19 protein-coding genes are annotated in these 18,054 nt (G+C 57.5%); 12 read left to right on the top strand and 7 right to left on the bottom strand.

All coding sequences use genetic code 11. The features are described from left to right. Positions 1-12: 12 nt before the first annotated feature. The 4 genes from WKI41_RS11855 to coxB all read right to left on the bottom strand — a co-directional run bounded on the left by WKI41_RS11855 (position 13) and on the right by coxB (position 3,795). Complete coding sequence (locus WKI41_RS11855; RefSeq protein ID WP_340193756.1) at positions 13-147, bottom strand: hypothetical protein; 135 nt, start codon at positions 145-147, stop codon at positions 13-15. Next, on the bottom strand, positions 144-1,097 hold the full coding sequence (locus WKI41_RS11850) for a heme o synthase (protein WP_340193718.1): 954 nt from the start codon (positions 1,095-1,097) through the stop codon (positions 144-146). Before WKI41_RS11850 ends, WKI41_RS11855 begins: the two co-directional genes overlap by 4 nt. 116 nt (positions 1,098-1,213) lie before the next feature. Next, a complete protein-coding gene (ctaD, locus tag WKI41_RS11845) occupies positions 1,214-2,917 on the bottom strand; it encodes a cytochrome c oxidase subunit I (RefSeq protein WP_340193717.1) in 1,704 nt (567 codons plus the stop codon). 17 nt (positions 2,918-2,934) lie between these two features. Beyond that, positions 2,935-3,795 carry a cytochrome c oxidase subunit II gene (coxB, locus tag WKI41_RS11840; RefSeq protein ID WP_340193751.1) on the bottom strand — a complete coding sequence of 287 codons (861 nt, stop codon included), beginning with the start codon at positions 3,793-3,795 and terminating at the stop codon, positions 2,935-2,937. 364 nt (positions 3,796-4,159) lie between these two features. Here coxB and WKI41_RS11835 point away from each other — a divergent pair, with 364 nt between their 5' ends. From WKI41_RS11835 to WKI41_RS11815, 5 genes are all read left to right on the top strand, one after another. Beyond that, positions 4,160-4,678, top strand: a complete 519-nt coding sequence (locus tag WKI41_RS11835) for an invasion associated locus B family protein (RefSeq protein ID WP_340193716.1) — start codon at positions 4,160-4,162, stop codon at positions 4,676-4,678. A gap of 138 nt (positions 4,679-4,816) precedes the next feature. Further along, complete coding sequence (gene tldD, locus WKI41_RS11830) at positions 4,817-6,232, top strand: metalloprotease TldD (protein ID WP_340193715.1); 1,416 nt, start codon at positions 4,817-4,819, stop codon at positions 6,230-6,232. A gap of 130 nt (positions 6,233-6,362) precedes the next feature. Further along, entirely contained in the window at positions 6,363-6,719 is a 357-nt protein-coding gene (locus tag WKI41_RS21740) for a GrpB family protein (protein ID WP_425341022.1), read from the top strand. A 58-nt stretch (positions 6,720-6,777) separates the two neighbouring features. After that, positions 6,778-7,215 (top strand): bleomycin resistance protein, encoded by a 438-nt coding sequence (locus WKI41_RS11820; protein ID WP_340193713.1) that lies wholly within the window; start codon positions 6,778-6,780, stop codon positions 7,213-7,215. A 3-nt stretch (positions 7,216-7,218) separates the two neighbouring features. Further along, positions 7,219-7,899 carry an HAD-IA family hydrolase gene (locus WKI41_RS11815; RefSeq protein ID WP_340193712.1) on the top strand — a complete coding sequence of 227 codons (681 nt, stop codon included), beginning with the start codon at positions 7,219-7,221 and terminating at the stop codon, positions 7,897-7,899. Here WKI41_RS11815 and WKI41_RS11810 read toward each other — a convergent pair. Both WKI41_RS11810 and pdxH read right to left on the bottom strand, forming a co-directional pair. Then, complete coding sequence (locus tag WKI41_RS11810) at positions 7,896-8,207, bottom strand: pyrophosphatase (RefSeq protein ID WP_340193711.1); 312 nt, start codon at positions 8,205-8,207, stop codon at positions 7,896-7,898. The two genes, WKI41_RS11815 and WKI41_RS11810, sit on opposite strands and share 4 nt — an antisense overlap. Positions 8,208-8,321: 114 nt before the next feature. Continuing rightward, the gene (gene pdxH / locus WKI41_RS11805) at positions 8,322-8,942 is read right to left on the bottom strand and encodes a pyridoxamine 5'-phosphate oxidase (RefSeq protein WP_340193710.1); all 621 of its coding nucleotides are present in this window, start codon (positions 8,940-8,942) and stop codon (positions 8,322-8,324) included. Positions 8,943-8,999: 57 nt separating this feature from the next. On the opposite strand from pdxH, the gene WKI41_RS11800 reads away from it, so the two are divergent. The 4 genes from WKI41_RS11800 (at position 9,000) to WKI41_RS11785 (ending at position 12,436) form a co-directional block, all read left to right on the top strand. Further along, the gene (locus WKI41_RS11800) at positions 9,000-9,449 is read left to right on the top strand and encodes an RT0821/Lpp0805 family surface protein (protein ID WP_340193709.1); all 450 of its coding nucleotides are present in this window, start codon (positions 9,000-9,002) and stop codon (positions 9,447-9,449) included. A gap of 212 nt (positions 9,450-9,661) precedes the next feature. Continuing rightward, on the top strand, positions 9,662-10,780 hold the full coding sequence (locus WKI41_RS11795; RefSeq protein WP_340193708.1) for a DnaJ C-terminal domain-containing protein: 1,119 nt from the start codon (positions 9,662-9,664) through the stop codon (positions 10,778-10,780). 131 nt (positions 10,781-10,911) lie between these two features. Then, positions 10,912-11,730: an enoyl-ACP reductase FabI gene (gene fabI, locus WKI41_RS11790; protein WP_340193706.1), complete on the top strand. Its 819-nt coding sequence runs from the start codon at positions 10,912-10,914 to the stop codon at positions 11,728-11,730. Between the two features lie 97 nt (positions 11,731-11,827). Then, entirely contained in the window at positions 11,828-12,436 is a 609-nt protein-coding gene (locus tag WKI41_RS11785) for a histidine phosphatase family protein (protein ID WP_340193704.1), read from the top strand. Between the two features lie 210 nt (positions 12,437-12,646). Here the strand turns inward: WKI41_RS11785 and WKI41_RS11780 are convergent, their stop codons facing one another. Continuing rightward, positions 12,647-12,907 carry a DUF1344 domain-containing protein gene (locus WKI41_RS11780; RefSeq protein WP_340193703.1) on the bottom strand — a complete coding sequence of 87 codons (261 nt, stop codon included), beginning with the start codon at positions 12,905-12,907 and terminating at the stop codon, positions 12,647-12,649. Between the two features lie 262 nt (positions 12,908-13,169). Here WKI41_RS11780 and WKI41_RS11775 point away from each other — a divergent pair, with 262 nt between their 5' ends. The 3 genes from WKI41_RS11775 (at position 13,170) to ribB (ending at position 17,936) form a co-directional block, all read left to right on the top strand. Beyond that, positions 13,170-15,590, top strand: a complete 2,421-nt coding sequence (locus tag WKI41_RS11775; RefSeq protein WP_340193702.1) for a putative bifunctional diguanylate cyclase/phosphodiesterase — start codon at positions 13,170-13,172, stop codon at positions 15,588-15,590. A 131-nt stretch (positions 15,591-15,721) separates the two neighbouring features. Beyond that, complete coding sequence (gene aroC / locus WKI41_RS11770) at positions 15,722-16,819, top strand: chorismate synthase (protein ID WP_340193700.1); 1,098 nt, start codon at positions 15,722-15,724, stop codon at positions 16,817-16,819. Between the two features lie 16 nt (positions 16,820-16,835). Further along, positions 16,836-17,936 carry a 3,4-dihydroxy-2-butanone-4-phosphate synthase gene (ribB, locus tag WKI41_RS11765; RefSeq protein WP_340193699.1) on the top strand — a complete coding sequence of 367 codons (1,101 nt, stop codon included), beginning with the start codon at positions 16,836-16,838 and terminating at the stop codon, positions 17,934-17,936. Positions 17,937-18,054: the final 118 nt, after the last annotated feature.

Here is an 18,054-nt window from a genome sequence, read left to right as displayed (position 1 = left end):
CTAGTCGTTCGATCAGTGACCGCCGATCTTGATGATGGTGATGATGTAGAAGAGCACCACCAGAGCCGCGAGTGTTATGCCGAGCGCTATGTTGCGACCGCGCCTCGACTTCTTCTGCGCTTCGTTGAGTTTTACGGTCTCGATCATGCCGCGCCTCCAAACATCGTAACAAAGGACGGCACGAGATGATCGGCCAGAAGGGCGGAGAAAATCGCAAACAGGTAGAATACCGAATAGGCAAACATCTTCTTTGCCGGCATCATCTTCTCATCGCCATCTGGCATGCGCCGAACGGAGATGGAACAGTAAACGAAGATGATGCTGAGGACGGCAGCGAAAATGCCATAGCCCAATCCAGCAAGACCGGAGAAATAGGGCGCCACGGCAACGGCCATCGTCAGTACCGCATAAGCGATCATCTGGTTCTTGGTCGAGCGCTCGCCTGCCACATTCGGCATCATCGGAATGCCAACGGAACCATAGTCACGCATCTTGAAGAGCGCCAAGGCCCAGAAATGCGCTGGCGTCCAGAGGAAGATGATCAAAAACAGAATTGTGCTGTCCAATGAGACATTGCCGGTCACGCAGGCCCAGCCGAGCATGGGCGGGAATGCGCCTGCGGCACCACCGATCACGATGTTCTGCGGCGTCGAACGTTTGAGCCACATCGTATAGACGACGGCATAAAAGAAGATTGTGAAGGCGAGCAGACCGGCAGCAAACCAATTGACGGCAAGGCCTAATATCGCAACCGAGAACACAGAGAGCGTCAGCCCGAAGGCAAGTGCCTCACCCGGGGCAACCCGTCCAGATGGGATCGGACGCTTGGCTGTGCGCGACATGACGGCATCGATATCGGCATCGTACCACATGTTCAACGCGCCGGAGGCCCCTGCCCCGACTGCAATGCACAGGATCGCGATCAGGCCGAGCACCGGATTGATTTGACCTGGTGCCAGAATGAGCCCGGCAAAGGCCGTGAACACCACCAGTGACATGACACGGGGTTTCAAAAGCTCGAAGTAATCACGCGCGCCAGCTTCCGAAAGCGAAGCGGAGTCGACTGCCAGCGTGTCGCGATTGTCAATAACGGTCATTAGTTCCTGCTTTCCCGAAAGACGCCCCATCAGAATGAGGCGTCCTTTATCATCTCGTCCGGCGTAAAACTGACATTTATCATGTTACGCCGGACAAAACGCTCGGACAAAATGCCTCAGCGAATGCGCGGAAGCTGCTCCCACTGGTGGTAAGGCGGCGGAGACGACAGCTGCCATTCCAGCGTGGTGGCACCTGGACCCCATGGGTTGTCGCCAGCGATCCGCTTCTTGGCGAAGGCTTCCCATACGCCGAAGAGGAAGATCAGGACGGCGACCGCCGAAATGTAGGAGCCGTAGGACGAGACCAGGTTCCAGCCCGCATAGGCATCCGGATAGTCGATGTAACGGCGCGGCATGCCGGCCAGACCGAGGAAGTGCTGCGGGAAGAAGATCAGGTTGACGCCGACAAACATCACCCAGAAGTGCAGATTGCCGATCTTCTGGTTGTACATGTAACCGGTGATCTTCGGGAACCAGTAGTACCAGCCAGCGAAGATCGCGAAGACCGCGCCGAGCGACAGGACGTAGTGGAAGTGCGCCACGACGTAGTAGGTGTCATGAAGCGAACGGTCGAGACCGGCATTGGCGAGCTGAACGCCCGTCACACCACCCACCGTGAAGAGGAAGATGAAGCCGATTGCCCAGATCATCGGTGTCGTGAAAGTCAGCGAGCCACCCCACATCGTCGCGATCCAGGAGAAGATCTTGATGCCGGTCGGCACCGCAATCACCATGGTTGCGAACACGAAGTAGCGCTGTGCTTCGAGCGACAGACCGACGGTGTACATGTGGTGCGCCCACACGATGAAGCCGACGGCGCCGATCGCGACCATGGCGTAGGCCATGCCGAGGTAACCAAAGATCGGCTTCAGCGAGAAGGTCGAGACGATGTGGCTGATAATGCCGAAGCCGGGCAGGATCAGAATATACACTTCCGGGTGGCCGAAGAACCAGAACAGGTGCTGGTAAAGGATCGGATCGCCGCCGCCTTCCGGAGAGAAGAAAGTGGTGCCGAAATTGCGGTCGGTCAGAAGCATGGTGATGCCACCAGCAAGGACCGGAAGCGACAGAAGCAGAAGGAATGCGGTGACAAGCACGGACCAGGCAAACAGCGGCATCTTGTGCAACGTCATGCCTGGGGCGCGCATGTTGAGGATGGTGGTGATGAAGTTGATCGCGCCAAGGATCGAGGATGCACCGGCAACGTGGAGCGCGAAGATCGCAAGATCGACTGCCGGCCCCGGCATACCGCTCGTTGAAAGCGGTGGGTACATCGTCCAGCCGCCACCTACGCCATAGGCACCTGCAGGACCTTCGACGAAGAGCGAAAGCAGAAGCAGGATGAAGGCAGGAACGATCAACCAGAAGGAAATGTTGTTAAGGCGCGGGAACGCCATGTCCGGCGCGCCGATCATGATCGGCACCATCCAGTTGGCAAAACCGCCGATCATGGCCGGCATGACCATAAAGAAGATCATGATCAGCGCATGCGCAGTGGTGAACACATTGTACATGTGCTTGCCGCCATCGATGGCAGCATCACCCTCGAAGCCGTAAACCATGGTCGCCAGACCGTGGAAGATCTGGATGCCGGGCTCTTGTAGTTCCATACGCATGACGACGGAAAGGCCGCCGCCGATGATGCCGGCAATGATCGCGAAGATCAAATAGAGAGTGCCGATGTCCTTGTGGTTGGTCGAAAAGAACCAACGCTGAGCGAAACTCGGCGTATGATCGTGATGTGCGTGATCGTCGCTATGCGCGTCGTGGACGGCACGATCATGAGAGTGATGGTCGTCGTGTGCGGAATGTCCAGCCATTGTCCTCACTCCTTGCCTTAGTTGGTTTCGTTTGCAGCGACGCGAAGGGCGCTTGCGCCATCCACAGAAGCCATCAGCGCCCGGTTCGCACCGCTCAAGTCAGAAGCAGCGGCAGCAGCCCAGGTCTTGTATTGCTCTTCGGAAACCACCCGTATGGCAATCGGCATGAAGGCGTGATCCTTGCCGCAAAGCTCGGAGCACTGGCCGTAGTAAAGTCCTTCCTTCTCAGGCTTGAACCAGGTTTCGTTCAGGCGGCCTGGAACGGCATCGATCTTGACGCCGAAGGCCGGCATCGCGAAGGCATGAATGACGTCGGTGGGTGCTGCGGTGACGAGAAGACGAACTGTCTTGTTCACCGGAACGACCATCTCGTTGTCCACGGCAAGAAGACGCGGGTAACGCGCGTGATCTTCCTTGCCAGCAGCAGCGCGGTCAGCATCCTTCAGCATGTAGCTGTCAAACGCCAGCGGCTCGGAGCCTTCCGCTGCCTGATACTCGTAGTTCCACTGCCACTGGGTGGCGGTTGCCTTCAAGGTCAGGTCTGGATTTTCCGGCTGAGTGAGCTGCGCATTGAGCAGGTTGAAGGACGGGAATGCCAGGAAAAGGAGAATGAGAACAGGAGCCAGCGTCCAGATGATCTCAATCGCCGTGTTATGGCTGGTCTTGGACGGAACCGGATTTCTGGATGCCTTGAACTTCACGACAACGAGAATGAGCAAGACGAGAACGAAAAGCGTCACGGGAACGATAAACCACAGGGTATATTGTTCGAACCAACGAATTTCGTGCATGATCGGCGTTGCGGCCTCCTGCAATCCCATCTGCCACTCTTTTGGCTGATCGGCACTGGCGCCGACAGCCGAGAGCAGACAGATCATGCCCGCTAACGCTGCTGTAATCCTAGTAATCACGGTACCTCTCCCTCACGCACCTGGTCATGATCAATCCCAGGCGCAGAATCCATGCTTATAGTTTAGACTCAAATCATAGTTTGCGCGCCGCCGCAATATCGCCCAGCTTTCGGAGAGGGGCATTTTTCTTCTGTTATTTTGTCTCTTTACCCTCAGTTGAAAGGACATCGCAGCCCTCTCTCGCATGCGCCGAAACCTGAGGGTAAGCAATGATCTGACCCGGAGCAGGTCCTATTTTGGCCGCACTCACTTGGAAATGAGGAGCGTGGCTCTTTCATTTCCCGTATCGGAAGTCAAAATAACCGCACTGATTCGAATTCCAGAGGTATCCATGCGTCTGCCCCCGATTGCGCGCGCCGCTTTTGTCGCCGCCGGCTTCTCTCTTCTCGCGTCCGGCGCGAGCGTCGCCCAGCAACCGCCTGGCACGCCGAAGTCCACGCACGGCTCATGGTCCGTCATCTGCGATAAGCCGGCCGGTGCATCCGAAGAGCAGTGTGCGCTCATGCAGAACGTCATTGCCGACGACCGTCCTGAAGTTGGCCTTTCCGTCGTCGTGCTCAAGACTGCTGACCGCAAATCCCGCATCCTTCGTATTCTGGCGCCGCTCGGCGTGTTGCTGAAGGATGGAATGGAACTCTATATCGACAATAACAATATCGGCCGCGCCTACTTCACCCGCTGCTTTTCCGAGGGCTGTTATGTGGAAGTCGATATCGACGACGAATTGATGAAGGTTCTGCGCGCCGGAAAGCACGCGGTATTCGCCTTGCGGGAATCGGTAGACCAGGATCGCGTCGGAATCCCCATCGAACTCAGCGGCTTTGCCGAAGGCTACGACGCACTGCCTTGAGCAGTATGATCTCTGCTCTCAGTCCGCATTTGCCTGACCGACAATTCCTCAACACATCCGTGAGGCGGCTTGCGCCGCCACACGCCAGCACCTAAATCACATTCAATAGATGATGGATGCTGACGCCTGGAGTACGCGATGACCCAAGACCTTCTGACGCTTTTCGATTGCGATGAGGGAACATTGCGGAGCCGCGTGGCAGACGCCCTTCAAGGCGCCGATGACGGCGAACTCTTCGTCGAGCATGCCCAGGCGGAATCGCTAACTTTCGACAATGGTCGTCTGAAGGGTGGCAGTTTCAATACCGATCAAGGCTTTGGCCTGCGCGCTGTTGCTGGCGAGACCGTTGGCTATGCCCATGCGGGTGAACTTTCTACAGCGGCACTGCAACGCGCAGCCGATGCCGTCGGCGCCGTCACCAAGGGCTACTCTGGCTCCTACGCGGCAGCCCCGCAGCGCACCAACAAGAAACTCTACGGAGACGACAACCCGATCGGTTCGCCTTCCTTCGAGGAAAAGGTCAAGCTTCTAACGGAGATCGACACCTACCTGCGTGATAAGGATCCGAAGGTCCGTCAGGTCACGGCGTCGGTTGCGGCGAGCTGGCAGGTCGTCGACATTCTGCGCGCAGACGGCCATCGCGTCAGCGACGTGCGACCGATGACCCGCATCAACATCTCGGTAGTGGCTGGTGAGGGTGACCGCCAGGAAACCGGCTCTTACGGCATTGGCGGACGTGTGGGCTTCGGCGACTTCGTCACGACCGAAAGCTGGCAGCGGGGTGCCGACGAGGCGCTGCGCCAGGCGCTGGTCAATCTGACGGCGATCGATGCGCCTGCCGGCACGATGGATGTCGTGCTTGGCTCAGGCTGGCCGGGTGTCATGCTGCATGAGGCCGTCGGGCATGGCCTTGAAGGCGATTTCAATCGCAAGAAGACGTCGGCTTTTGCGGGTCTGCTCGGTGAAATGGTGGCCGCACCCGGCGTCACAGTTGTGGACGATGGGACCATCGACAATCGCCGCGGCTCGCTGACGGTGGACGACGAGGGCACACCGTCCGGCTACAATGTGCTGATCGAAAACGGCAAGCTTGTCGGCTATATGCAGGATCGACAAAACGCTCGCCTGATGGGCATGACGGCAACGGGCAACGGCCGCCGCCAGGGCTACTCCCACGTCCCAATGCCGCGTATGACCAACACCTATATGCTCGGGGGTGACAAGACGCCGGAAGAGATCATCGCTTCGGTCAAGAAGGGCATCTATGCCGTCTCCTTCGGCGGCGGACAGGTGGACATCACTTCGGGCAAATTCGTCTTTGGCTGCACGGAGGCCTATCTTATCGAGAATGGCAAGATCGGCGCACCGGTCAAGGGCGCCATGCTGATCGGCAACGGGCCGGATGCGATGAAGCGTGTCACCATGATTGGTAACGATATGAAGCTCGACACCGGCATTGGCAATTGCGGCAAGGCGGGCCAGTGGGTGCCGGTCGGCGTCGGCCAGCCGCACCTGCGCATGGATCAGATCACGGTCGGCGGCACCAAGGCTTGAGGTCGGCAGGTGGGAACGCTCGTCGAGATCGTTTCCTATAACGCTGACTGGCCGCGCCTTTATCTCGACACCCGGGATCGTCTCACGGTGTTGTTGGGCAAAAAGCCTCGAGCATGTCGGCAGCACAGCCGTGCCCGGCCTTGCCGCAAAACCCTATATCGATATTGACGTTGTTCAAAAAGCGTCCATGGGAATGGAAGCCGGTCGGGTCCGCAGGGAAGCCGCTGGTTTCGAGCCCCGCGGATCTCGGCATGGCGACGGGGTGTTTGCCTCCATGGTGCGGGATCCGTTGCCGGGTCTGCACGTTTATCTTTGCCCGCCCGACAGCCTCACCCACCAGAACAGAATGCGTTTCCGTGATATCCTTCGCCAAAACCCCTCTCTTGCCAACCAGTACGCGACACTTAAGATGGCTCTGCCAAGCAATATGAGGACGATGGGGATGCCTACACCCTCGCCAAGTCCGACTTCATCTCCAAGGCGCTGAATGCACTGACCTCGCCCGCATCCACGTCCCAAACCCCCTCCCCGTCGACAAGGAAAAAATGACTTTCGTTTCCAATGCACTCGTTCCCGAACTGGCCGTCAGCGACTGGCACAAGAGCCGCACATTCTATTGCGACCTGATCGGATTTCATGTCGTTTACGAGCGACCGGAAGAAGGCTTCACCTATTTGGCGCTGGGCGACGCGCAGCTGATGATCGACCAGATCGGTGCTGGCCGCACCTTCGAGCAGGAGAATGCGCCAATCCACTATCCCTTTGGACGGGGTATGAACCTGCAACTTGCTGTGCCCTCGCTTCAACCTATTCTTGACAAGCTGGAGCTTGCGCGGGTTCCGCTCTTTCTGCCACTGGAAGAAAAGTGGTACCGCAAGGGAGAGACCGAGGTTGGGAACCGCCAGTTCGTGATCGCAGATCCGGATGGCTATCTTATTCGTCCGTGCGAGAGCCTTGGCGAACGCGTCTTTCGGTTTGGGTAAAAGATGAGCATGACACTGCCGCGCAGGCCCAAAGCGGTCGTCTTCGATATGGACGGCCTTCTCATCGACAGCGAGACGCTTTATCGCGACTCCTTTCTGGCGGCGTCAAAAGACGGTGGGCATAATTTGCCAGTCGACCTTTACCAGCGGGTTTGTGGTAGTCCTTGGGATGTTATCAGCGGTACTATCATTGCCGAACATGGCGCTGATTTTCCGATGGACGCGTTTCGCGACGCGTGGCTGCGCCATTTGGCCATCAGTATGGCGCAGGGCGTTGCGTTGAAGGCCGGTGTCGTGGAAATGCTCGACCTGCTGGACGATCTCAAGTTACCGCGCGCCATCGCCACCTCATCCCGGCACGAATCCGTCAATCGACATCTTGGGCCGCATAACCTCCTCGGGCGCTTCGATCATATCCTGGCGCGAGAGGATTACGGCGAGCCCAAACCCTCCCCCATGCCCTATCTGACCGCCGCCCAACGCCTTGGTGTTGATCCCGCGGACTGCCTGGCGCTCGAAGATTCCTATCACGGTGTCCAATCCGCCTCTTCTGCCGGAATGATGACGGTGATGGTTCCGGATGTAGCGCCGGCAACCGAGCGGATGCGAGAAAAGTGCGTTGCGATCTGCTCCGGTTTATCGGAGGTCGCTGCCTTGCTTCGTGATGAAAAGACGGCTGTTTAGTCAATAACCGCTGGATCGAAACGCCACTTGCGTTCGATCGAGCCCATCAGATCAAGCTGGTTGTGATGGGCAATCAGAAGAACGTGACCGAAGAGGCCTGCCACCTCATCGGAAAGGTCCTGCCTCAACTCGTCTGGCGTTTTGCCCTTCGTTCGACCGCGCGCCGTCAAGCGGTTCCAGGCTTGCGTCACCTCGCCGACCTCTTCCTGCATCTTCAGCATGAACCAGTCAGGGTCACGTTCGATGCCGTTTTCGGCGGAATAGGACGCCGAGGCCTTCTCGAATTTCTGCATCAAATCAGCCAGCATCGCGTTCCCTCTTCGTTCACACGGCACTGGTCACGATTCGCCCGCCGCTGTCGACGGGCCTTGCGATACAGGAGGTAAAGCGTTCTCTATGCGTCCAATAAGAGGCACAGCACTTTATGGGTACATACGGACCTTAGCCCACGGGCCGTCAGTGGTTTCCCGCCGGAATTCGACCCGGTCATGCAGACGGAACTTCCGGTCATGCCAGAATTCGATGGTCAGCGGGTTGATACGGAAGCCCGACCAGTATGGCGGACGTGGGATATCGCCCAGCGCATATTTAGCGGTGTACTCGGCCACCGCCTTTTCAAGCGCGAAGCGGCTTTCCAGTGGTCGCGACTGCTTTGACGCCCAGGCACCGATGCGGCTGCCGCGCGGGCGAGAGGCATAGTATTCATCCGCCTCTTCGTCCGACACCACCTCGACCAGTCCGCGCACGCGAACCTGTCGGCGCAGGCTTTTCCAGTGGAAACACAAGCCAGCCTTCTGTTGTCCAAGGAGCTCACGCCCCTTACGGCTTTCGAAATTCGTGTAGATGACGAAGCCGCGCTCATCCGCGGCCTTCAGCAGAACCATGCGCACGCTTGGCATGCCGTCCTCGTCCACCGATGCAAGGGCTACCGCATTGGGATCGTTTATCTCGGACGTGGTTGCATCGCGCAACCATTCGGCGAAAAGCGCGAATGGTTCATTTTCTTCCGTGAAGTCACTAGATGTTAACCCCGTTTCCGACATATTGAATAAAATGCTCCAAAGCTGATTTGCGTACCAGAGATGTTGTCTGGGTAAGAGATGGTGATCGTCATAGCAAAGTCGAACAGTCGCACAAAGAGCTTCCTGTCATCGGTCGTCAATGTTTTTGCCGCCGGCTTTATGGCCGTTGCACTGACAGGCTGTGTCAGTCTTGATCTTTTCGGCGGCGAAAAAGTCGACCGCTCGCTTTCCACGGCTTCTGTGCCAAACCAGCCAACCCAGCCGGCACTTTCCGATGATGCTACCATTCGCAACGCTGTGACATCAGCCGACCTGGTGAAGGTCGCCGATTCCCCTGTTCCGTGGGCCAATGCTGCAACTGGTAGTGCCGGTGTGTTGACCGCCATCCGCGAAGACAGAAGCACAGGTTTCGTCTGCCGCAACTTCAATACCACGCGCCATTCCTTTGAAGGCGTGGCGAGCTATACCGGGCAAGCCTGCCTTTCCGAGACAGGCGAATGGCTGATGACCCGCTTCGATCAGAAGTAAAACATTTACCCTATCCTCAGAGATCAGACCGGCAACACATCCAGTAACGCGTGTGTAAAGGTCTGATTAGCAACTTCTTGCCACAGTCCCATCCAGTTCAAGACACTGATCGTGCAACATTTTCGAAGGTTGGCACGTTCAGGTCTCGAGTTTCTTCTGTTTCAGGCCGCTTTGACAGGCGGCTGCAGTTTCGGGCGTAACTGGTGGTTCGGATGCGTGATCCCTATTCTATTCTCGGCGTCAAGCGCGATGCCGATTCCGATGAGATAAAGGCCGCCTGGCGTTCGAAGGCAAAGACGGTTCATCCCGATCATAATCGCGATGACCCGGACGCCACAGCGCGCTTTACCGAAATCGGCCAGGCCTATGATTTGCTGAAGGATCCGAAGAAGCGCGGTCTCTATGACCAGGCGCGCCGGGCCTCAGACGGCAAGCAACGTGAACAGACCATCATGCAGAAGCGGGAAGCCGCGCGTGAGGCTGCACGTCAAGCAGCAGAGCGTGCGAAGGCGGCCGAAAAGCTGATGGAAGAACTGGCGCGGGCACAGGCGCGCAATGACAAGGCGTCTGCCGAAGGCGCCGAAAGTCCTTCAGCCAGCGCGACGAGCGGAAACACCATACCAGAATCTCCAGAGGATATGCTGGAGCGCATTTTCGGCGCCGAAGACAAGATCAAGGGCGGCGTCGATGCAGGCAAATCGGCGGTGACAGGATCTACCGAAGACACCACAACTCAAGAAGCATCGGACAGCGGCAACTCGGTTGCCCTCAGCTTCTTCAACGCGCTTATCCGCCGCTTCAGGGCGCCAGCCCCGGTCGTGGAAAAAGCGCCCGACATGACTGCGGAAGCGATCGTGACTGTTGGCGATATCGTCGCTCAGAAGCAGGTGACGCTTCGCATGCCCGATGACCGCGAGGTGCGTTTTCAATTGCCCGTCGGTGCGACCGATGGACATGTGGTACGACTAAAAGGTCAGGGCCTGAAGCTGCCAGAGGCGCCACGTGGCGATCTCGTCGTCACGGTTTTGACAGCGCGCGACGACGCTTTCACCGTGAAGGGCTACGATATCTACACCAGTTTACCGGTTGCTCTCGCCGATGCGGTGCTGGGTTGCGAGGCCAAGGTGCAGTCGCCACGCGGTGAGCAGCAGGTCTCGGTGCCTGCCTGGTCGGGCTCGGACAAGGCCATCAAGGTGCCGGGTAAAGGCTTGCAAAAAGAAGATGGCAGCTTCGGCGATCTCGTCGTCGAACTGCGTATCGTGCTTCTTGAAACACCAGATGCTAAAGTAACGGACCTGATGCGCCACATGCGCGAAGGCCTTTATCTGTGACGTCTGCGTGAAAGCGGTGAACAACGCACCCTTTGTTACGCTCCCTTACATGAGATGATCTGAGGCCTTCTTGAACAGTGGTTCTGCCTATGCCATAGGCAGGATCAATCTGGAATATGAGGGAGCATCACATGGCTCAGACATCCGGCCTGATGGCTGGCAAGCGCGGTCTCATCATGGGCGTCGCAAACAATCGTTCGATTGCCTGGGGCATTGCCAAGGCGTGCGCCGATGCGGGTGCCGAACTTGCCTTCACCTGGCAGGGTGACGCACTGAAGAAGCGTGTCGAACCTCTGGCCCAGGAACTTGGCGCCTTCATGGCTGGCCACTGCGATGTTACCGATCTCGAAACGATCGATACCGTGTTCTCCAATCTGGAAGCGCATTGGGGCAAGATCGACTTCGTCGTGCACGCCATCGCGTTCTCCGACAAGGATGAGTTGACGGGTCGCTACCTGGACACGAGCCGCGACAACTTCAACCGAACGATGGATATTTCCGTCTATTCTCTGACAGCCGTTGCAAAGCGCGCCGAGCCGATCATGAATGATGGTGGCTCGGTGGTGACGCTGACCTATTATGGTGCAGAAAAGGTCATGCCGAACTACAACGTCATGGGCGTTGCCAAGGCGGCGCTGGAAGCCAGCGTACGTTATCTGGCGGTCGATCTCGGCACTCGTGGCATTCGCGTCAACGCCGTCTCTGCCGGTCCGATCAAGACGCTTGCCGCCGCCGGTATCGGTGATTTCCGTTACATTTTGAAGTGGAACGAGTATAACGCTCCACTCAAGCGTACCGTATCCATCGAGGAAGTCGGCAAGTCGGCGCTCTATCTGCTGTCCGATCTGTCCACCGGCGTGACCGGCGAAGTGCATCACGTGGATTCGGGCTATCACACCATCGGCATGAAGGCTGTGGATGCGCCGGATATCTCCGTCGTAAAAGACTAACGCGGCTCAGTAATAATAGTGATCGGCGCCGCCTCATTTTTGACGTGCGGCGCCGTCACGTCTTTAAGGGACAGAGTTAAACAGGCAGGGGTGTGCAGTGCTGGTCTATGTTATCCGCCACGGACAGACAGACTGGAACGCGATCAGAAGGCTTCAGGGCCAAAAGGACATCCCGCTTAATGACTTCGGCCGTGCGCAGGCGGTTGGCAACGGCAAGACCCTCTCCACCATCCTCGGCCCGACAGCCCCAGAATTCGATTACGTCGCAAGCCCCTTGGGTCGCACACGCGAGACGATGGAGCTCGTGCGTGGCGCGATGGGGCTTGACCCCACCGCTTACCGGACTGACGAGCGTCTCGTCGAAGTGTCTTTCGGTGACTGGGAGGGCTACACCCTGCCCGAACTCAAGCTTTCCTTCCCGGATCGCGTCAGGGCACGCAAGGCAGCGAAATGGGATTTCATTCCGCCAGGTCAGAACGCCGAAAGCTACGAAATCCTCTCCTGGCGCATCGGCGCCTGGCTTTCTTCCGTTGAGCGCAAGACCGTCTGCGTCTGCCATGGCGGCGTGATCCGAAGCATTTTCCGGCTGGTTTCTCAGATGGATAAGGACGAAGCGGCAGAAATCCCCATTCCGCAGGACAAGATTTTGAAGGTTGAGACCGACAAGAATTTGGCCGAATGGGTCGACGTCAAAGAGACAGTTTAGAGCTAACTTTCTGTCCTTCGCGCTGGATGTCTCAAGCGTGTCGCGATCCTTCAGATACGCTCCTTACCCGCAAAACCGCTGCACACTTTTGCGCGACATGCTTTAGAAACGCTTAAAACAACGTCATCGGGCGGTTTGGTCTGCCAACCTATCCACACGCTGAGTACAGTTACCGTATCAACTTGAGCAAATCTAAGCGTTGCAGTCCGTTTACTGCACGACCTCAAGATCGTCCACGACGCGCTTGCCATCGACTTCGGTGTAGAACACCAGAACCTTCACGCCGGGCTGAAGACCCTCGAAATTGAATTCCTCCGGCACCTTGTAATTCTTGCCGTCGGCGAGCGTGATGTTCAGACCCTTCACGTCAACCTTGCTGATGGTCGACTCGACATCGACGCTCTGGGCAAAGCCATTTAGGGGTGCAAACAGGCTGGCGGTGGCTAAAAGTGCGGCGATCATCAAGCGCATGGTTCTAGCCTCCTTCAGGCTCATTACGAATTTTTCATGCAACAAGATTTCTCTCCCGAATGTGGCGGAATTTGCCCGTAACAATGTCAATTTCGGTATAATTAGTGAATGGTTATTAACCAATATCAATTGGTTAGACTTTTTTTGCTTTGCCACGCTCCTCTCACCCTACGATGGCCTTCGCTATACTATTTATTTTAGATTATCTTTTAGGGTGCTCGTCGTACATCGTTTTCTAAGCTTGGACTGAGGACTGTCTGACGTGGCATCAGCATCGACATTTTCACGCAGTGTCCGCGAGAAGAGCAAACGGAAAAAGATGCTGTTCGGTGCTTCGGCAGGAGTGTCTCTGGCGCTCATTTACTTCATCGATGCAGCCTCCTTCTGGATCGCGTTGCCGCTAACCGTCATTCTGCTGCTGGTTGCCGAACGCAACCACAATCTGACGATGATCCACATTCGAGAAAGCAAGCTTCTCGAACTCTCCCAACGCTTCAAGCTCGCGATGGACTCATCCAATATCGGGCTATGGGAACTGAACGGCGACAACGGATGCTACCTCGATGGTCGTGCAGCAGGATTGCACGGCTACGCGACGACCGAGAACGAATTTTCGCTCGCACGCTGGCTCGAAGCGATTGTGCCGGAAGACCGAAGCAAGGTTACGGACTTCCTGGCGCTTTGCCTGCAGGGTGAAGAGACCCATTCCGAGGCCTACCGTGTGCGACTGCGCTCCGGCGAAACGCGCTATCTGCGGGCAGCCGGTGCAAACTACGGCACCGCGGATGGCGCACGGCACACGAGCGGCATCATCTGGGATGTGACGTCGGATATGCAGGTGGCGGAAACACTCAAGCACTCCGTCTATAGCAGCCACGTAAAAAATGCAGAGCTTGAGCTTGCGCTTCAGGAACTCTCCTCCCGCGAGCACGATCTCATGGAGCTGTCGCGACGGCTCGACTTCGCGCTTCAGTCCTATAATTGCGGCATTTGGGAAGCCAATCTCACAACCAACAGCGCTTACTGGGACCGGCGGATGCACCAGCTCTATGGGCTGGAATACACGACGGGCTATACCGATCGCGCAGTATGGCTGAACTGTCTTCACCCCGATGACCGGGAGAAAGCCGCTTCCGACGCCGATCGCTCCGCCGCCAACAATGAGCCATTCTCCAGTATTCAGCGCGTTCTGCTTCAAGATGGGGACGTGCGCTATGTTCGCTCTGTCGGCAGCATCCACATCGACCGGGATGGCCAGCGCAAGGTCACTGGCATTGCTTTCGATATTACAGCGGATGTGCGTCTCGCCGAGGAGTTGAAGGCGGCGAAGGAAGAGGCGGAGGCACGCAATGGCGAGCTGATCGAGGCCAAATCACGCATCGAGCATAACGCGCTGCACGATCCACTGACCGGGCTCGCAAACCGGCGAAAGCTGGATCAGGAGCTTGATTATCTCACGTCGTCGCCTTTTACCGGTGGGCGGGCGCGTTTTGCCATCCTCCATCTCGATCTTGACCGTTTCAAACAGATCAACGACACGCTGGGCCATGCAGCGGGCGACGCCACGCTTGCCAGAGCCGCCGAGATCCTCAGCCTCAATGTTGGTGATGCCGGCCTCATCGCCCGCATTGGCGGCGACGAGTTTGTCATTCTCATTCCTCAGGTGAATGATTTACACGTGGTCACATCGATCGCGTCCAACATCATAGCGGCGTTCCAGCATCCATTCGATTTTCAAGGTTTCACCTGCCGCTGCGGCGTCTCGATCGGCATCGCCTTTGGCGAGGCGCACGAGAATGACGCGCGCAAGATCCTTATCAATGCCGACCTCGCCCTCTACCGCGCAAAGGCGATGGGTCGGAACCGATATGAATTCTTCACGCAAAACCTCCAGGCCGAGATCGTCAATCATAAGCGCACGGCGGATGAGATCCTGGCGGGGCTGGAACAGGGTGAATTCGAAACCTGGTATCAACCGCAACTTTGCGCCAGAACCGGGGAGATTGCAGGTATGGAAGCGCTCGTTCGTTGGCGCCACCCAACCCGAGGAATTTTGACACCTGACAAATTCCTGGACATTGCTGAAGAGTTGGATGTCGTGCAGGCGCTCGACCGGCTGACATTGCAGTCTGCTCTTCAGGACCGGCGCCTGTGGAGACTGAAGGGCTTGGAGATTCCACGCGTTTCGGTCAACGTTTCGGTGCGCCGTTTGCATGATGCGCATCTGCTCGAAAGCCTGCAGCAGCTTTATATCGTGCCTGGCGAAGTGGTGTTCGAGCTGGTGGAGTCCATCTTCCTCGATGACAGCGACGAACAGGTCGTTCAGAATCTCGACAAGGTCAAAGCCCTTGGCATCGATATCGAGATAGACGACTTCGGCACGGGGCATACGTCGCTTATTAGCTTGCTGCGCCTCAAACCGAAGCGTCTGAAGATCGACCGCCAGTTGGTGATGCCGATCCTCAACTCACCGCAGGAGCGCGCGCTGGTTCGCTCCATCATCGACATTGCCCGTTCGCTCGGTGTTGAAACCGTGGCTGAAGGCGTGGAAACCATGGAGCACGCTGCGATGCTGAAAGATATGGGCTGCGACATCCTTCAAGGCTTTGCCTTCGCCGCGCCTTTGCCAGCACATGAGTTTTCAACCTTTGCCAGGCAGCAGGAAATGCGTCGCGTGTCCTGATATGCGCGGGCTCATCCCGGTCGAAGAAAGGCTTTTGCCTTCCGGGTATTTTCCACTAAGGAAAGACCGCGCATTTTTTGTAAATATCGCGGCCCTCTACGGGAAACGCCGCCTGGTCTGGTTCTATCGTCATGTCGCATAACACGTTCGGTCATCTCTTCCGCGTTTCCACCTGGGGCGAAAGCCATGGTCCGGCGCTCGGCTGCGTGGTGGATGGCTGCCCTCCCGGCATTCGCTTTACAATTGCGGAAGTGCAGGCCTGGATGGATAAGCGAAAGCCCGGCCAGAGCCGCTTCGTCACCCAGCGGCGCGAAGACGATATCGTTAAGGTTCTTTCCGGCGTGATGCTGGATGAGGACGGCGAGACCATGATCACCACGGGCACGCCGGTGTCCATGCTGATCGAAAACACCGACCAGCGCTCCAAGGATTACGGCGAAATTGCCAAGCGCTACCGTCCGGGCCACGCCGACTTCACCTATGATCTGAAATACGGCATTCGTGACTATCGCGGTGGCGGACGTTCTTCTGCTAGAGAGACCGCCGCGCGCGTGGCAGCCGGTGCATTGGCTCGCAAGGTCGTGCCCGGAATGACCGTTCGCGCAGCACTGGTTCAGATCGGAAAACACAAGATCAACCGCAACAACTGGAGCTGGGATCAGGTGAACAAGAACCCGTTCTTCTGTCCGGACCCTGAGATGGTGCCGGTGTGGGAAGAGTATCTCGATGCCATCCGCAAGGCGGGGTCCTCCATTGGTGCAGTGGTGGAAGTGGTCGCCGAGGGCGTTCCGGCAGGCATCGGTGCGCCAATCTATGCCAAGCTCGATCAGGATATCGCCTCCAATCTGATGTCGATCAACGCCGTCAAGGGCGTCGAAATCGGCGATGGCTTTGCCTCGGCAGAACTCTCCGGTGAAGAAAACGCCGACGAGATGCGCATGGGCAATGAGGGCCAGCCGATCTTCCTGTCGAACCACGCAGGCGGTATTCTGGGTGGCATCGCGACGGGGCAGCCAGTCGTCGCCCGCTTTGCCATCAAACCCACCTCATCGATCCTGACCGAACGTCAGTCTATCGATGCGGACGGCAACAATGTCGATGTCCGCACCAAGGGTCGCCACGATCCTTGCGTCGGTATCCGCGCCGTACCAATCGGCGAAGCCATGGTCGCTTGCACTGTAGCAGACCATTATCTGCGCGACCGCGGCCAGAGCGGACGACTGAAATAACAAGGGGAGAAACAGCATGGCATACGATCAGAAACGCGTCGTTGAAGCCATCCGCGCCTTCGAAGCTGGCGAGATCGTGGTGGTCATGGATGATGACGGCCGAGAGAACGAAGGCGATTTGATCGTCGCTGCCGTGCATTGTACGGCTGAGAAGATGGCCTTCATCGTGCGCCACACGTCCGGCATCGTTTGCGCCCCCATGCCGCGCGAGGAGGCCAAACGGCTGAACCTCAACGCAATGGTAGCGGAGAACGATAGCGCCCATACGACAGCCTTCACCGTCTCCGTCGATTTCAAGCACGGTACGAGCACCGGTATCTCGGCTGACGACCGCACGCTGACAGTGCGCAATCTCGCCAATCCAAATGCTGGCCCTGCGGATTTCACCCGCCCCGGCCACATCTTTCCACTGGTATCACGTGAGGGCGGCGTTCTGATGCGCTCCGGCCACACGGAGGCCGCCGTCGATCTCTGCAAGCTTGCCGGTCTGCCGCCGATCGGCTGCATATGCGAACTCGTCAACGACGACGGCAGCGTCATGCGCGGACCACAAGTTTCGAGCTTTGCGCAAATCCACCGCCTGAAGCAGGTGTCGGTTGCCGATCTGATCGCCTACCGCCAGCGCAAGGAAACACTGGTCGAGATGGAGAGCGAATTCACGATCGAAACGCCGTTCGGTCCGGCCAAGGCGCAGACCTACTCCCTTCCTTGGGACCCGATGCAGCATATGGCGGTGATCTTTGGCGATATCCGCGATGGCGTCGATATTCCGGTGCGGCTGCATCCAGAGAACGTGGCCGACGACATTTTCGGCAGCAAGCAGCCAGTGCGCCATTACATGCAGAAGATTGCAGAAGAAGGCCGCGGCGTCATCGTCTATTTGCGCGAAGGCTCCGTCGGTGTCGGCAAGGTTGAAGGCCGGCGCAAGTCGCGAGATGCCGACGAAGCTCATGAGCAGGCACGTTCACGCGAGGAAGAGTGGCTGGAGATCGGCCTTGGCGCTCAGATTCTCAAGGAACTCGGCATCAGCTCCATCAAGCTTCTGACGACACGCGAGCGCCACTATGTCGGCCTTGAAGGCTTCGGCATCCAGATCAGCTCGACTGATCTTTGCTGATACTCACCCAGAGCGCCGTGCGTCCAGTCGGACGCACATAGGTCGCTCTATCTTCTTCGATCTGCCCAACGTGCTTTGCGAAATTCGATTCCGATTTTCGGGCCTGTGTTGTAAGCCA

The sequence above is a fragment of the Agrobacterium larrymoorei genome, from assembly GCF_037722385.1.
GTDB classification, from domain to species: domain Bacteria; phylum Pseudomonadota; class Alphaproteobacteria; order Rhizobiales; family Rhizobiaceae; genus Agrobacterium; species Agrobacterium larrymoorei_C.
Note: the sequence above shows the minus strand (reverse complement) of the source record. Positions and strands in the feature narration are given on the sequence as shown.

Coding starts and splice junctions, on each gene's coding strand:
- WKI41_RS11855 (WP_340193756.1), bottom strand. CDS start 147: ATGATCGAGACCGTAAAACTCAACGAAGCGCAGAAGAAGTCGAGGCGC.
- ribB (WP_340193699.1), top strand. CDS start 16,836: ATGGCATACGATCAGAAACGCGTCGTTGAAGCCATCCGCGCCTTCGAA.
- WKI41_RS11815 (WP_340193712.1), top strand. CDS start 7,219: ATGAGCATGACACTGCCGCGCAGGCCCAAAGCGGTCGTCTTCGATATG.
- pdxH (WP_340193710.1), bottom strand. CDS start 8,942: ATGTCGGAAACGGGGTTAACATCTAGTGACTTCACGGAAGAAAATGAA.
- WKI41_RS11795 (WP_340193708.1), top strand. CDS start 9,662: ATGCGTGATCCCTATTCTATTCTCGGCGTCAAGCGCGATGCCGATTCC.
- tldD (WP_340193715.1), top strand. CDS start 4,817: ATGACCCAAGACCTTCTGACGCTTTTCGATTGCGATGAGGGAACATTG.
- WKI41_RS11800 (WP_340193709.1), top strand. CDS start 9,000: ATGGTGATCGTCATAGCAAAGTCGAACAGTCGCACAAAGAGCTTCCTG.
- WKI41_RS11835 (WP_340193716.1), top strand. CDS start 4,160: ATGCGTCTGCCCCCGATTGCGCGCGCCGCTTTTGTCGCCGCCGGCTTC.
- WKI41_RS11820 (WP_340193713.1), top strand. CDS start 6,778: ATGACTTTCGTTTCCAATGCACTCGTTCCCGAACTGGCCGTCAGCGAC.
- WKI41_RS11850 (WP_340193718.1), bottom strand. CDS start 1,097: ATGACCGTTATTGACAATCGCGACACGCTGGCAGTCGACTCCGCTTCG.
- WKI41_RS11810 (WP_340193711.1), bottom strand. CDS start 8,207: ATGCTGGCTGATTTGATGCAGAAATTCGAGAAGGCCTCGGCGTCCTAT.
- fabI (WP_340193706.1), top strand. CDS start 10,912: ATGGCTCAGACATCCGGCCTGATGGCTGGCAAGCGCGGTCTCATCATG.
- ctaD (WP_340193717.1), bottom strand. CDS start 2,917: ATGGCTGGACATTCCGCACACGACGACCATCACTCTCATGATCGTGCC.
- coxB (WP_340193751.1), bottom strand. CDS start 3,795: ATGATCTGTCTGCTCTCGGCTGTCGGCGCCAGTGCCGATCAGCCAAAA.
- aroC (WP_340193700.1), top strand. CDS start 15,722: ATGTCGCATAACACGTTCGGTCATCTCTTCCGCGTTTCCACCTGGGGC.
- WKI41_RS11780 (WP_340193703.1), bottom strand. CDS start 12,907: ATGCGCTTGATGATCGCCGCACTTTTAGCCACCGCCAGCCTGTTTGCA.